At 72.6% G+C, this 1,382-nt stretch carries 1 protein-coding gene; it reads left to right on the forward strand.

Annotation, left to right across the window (positions count from 1 at the left end):
• Positions 1–264 precede the first annotated feature (264 nt).
• The gene (locus tag AC4IJH_RS43505) at positions 265–1,311 is read left to right on the forward strand and encodes a 2-hydroxyacid dehydrogenase (protein WP_490857562.1); all 1,047 of its coding nucleotides are present in this window, start codon (positions 265–267) and stop codon (positions 1,309–1,311) included.
• Positions 1,312–1,382 lie beyond the last annotated feature (71 nt).

Here is a 1,382-nt window from a genome sequence, read left to right on the forward strand (position 1 = left end):
GGGGTGCTCCTTCTGACCGAACTCCGCCTGACCGACGGCGGGGCCGCTTTGCTGCGGCTCAACGCTCCGGCCCTGGCCCCCGCCCCTCGCTGACCGCCCTGCTTGCGGTCTTTGTCCGGCTCTTCAGGGGGTGCTCCTTCTGACCGAACTCCGCCTGACCGACGGCGGGGCCGCTTTGCTGCGGCTCAACGCTCCGGCCCTGGCACCCGCCCCCGCACCCCACTGACCCTCCCGCTCCCTTCCGTTCTCCAGGAGACACCCCTCATGAGCACCACCGTCCTCGCAGCGGGCAACCACTTCATCCACCCGAGTCTGTTCGCCGAGGCCGTACGCGAGGCCGCGGGCGACGCCCCGCTGAGTGTGCGCGAACTCCAATTCCCCTGGCCGCACACGCCGTTCGGCCCGGTGGGCGAGGTCATCGAGGCCTCCGGCAGCGAGGACGAGATGACCGAGGCCCTCCAGGGCGCCGAGATCTGCGTCACCGAACACGGCCCGCTCACCGAGCGCATCCTCGCCAACTGCCCGGACCTGAAGCTGTTCTGCACCAGCCGCGGCGGCCCGGTCAACGCCAACCTCAAGGCCGCCACCGCCCACGGCGTCGCCGTCTGCTACGCCCCCGGCCGCAACGCCACCGCCACCGCCGAACACACCCTGACCCTGCTGCTCGCCGCCGCCCGCGGCGTCGGCGACACCCATACCGACCTGCGCCGCGGTGTGTGGCGCGGCGACTACTACGACTACGACAACTGCGGCATCGAGATCGACGGCGCCACCGTCGGCCTGATCGGCTACGGCGCCATCGGCAGCCGGGTGGCCAAGGTCCTGGCCGCGATGGGCGCCCACGTCCTGGTCCACGACCCGTACGTCAGGCCCGAGGCGCTGACCGGAATCGCCGAACAGGTCGGCTTGGACGAGCTGCTGAGCCGCTCGCGCATCGTCTCCCTGCACGCCCGCGTCACCGACGAGACCAAGGGCATGATCGGCCGCGCACAGATCGCCGCCATGCCGCGCGGCTCGGTCCTGGTCAACTGCGCCCGCGGCGCCCTCCTGGACTACGACGCGGCCTGCGACGCCCTGGAGAGCGGACACCTCGCCGGCTGCGGTTTCGATGTCTTCCCCGAGGAGCCGCTGCCCGTCGGCTCCCGGCTGCGCACCGCCCCCGGTGTCGTCCTGACCCCGCACATCGCGGGCGGCAGCCAGCAGGTCGCCCACAAGGCAGCGCGCCTGGCCGCCGCCGAGGTCGGCCGTTACCTGCGCGGCGAGCCCCTGGTCAACTGCGCCAACCCCGAGGTGCTCGGCTCCCGTAGCTGAGCCGGGGCGCGAACGGCGAAGGCCACCTCCACAAGGAGGTGGCCTTCGCGCTGTCGCGGGCCGCCGTCAGC

It is taken from the genome of Streptomyces sp. UF-297, assembly GCF_058245575.1.

Coding starts and splice junctions, on each gene's coding strand:
- AC4IJH_RS43505 (WP_490857562.1), top strand. CDS start 265: ATGAGCACCACCGTCCTCGCAGCGGGCAACCACTTCATCCACCCGAGT.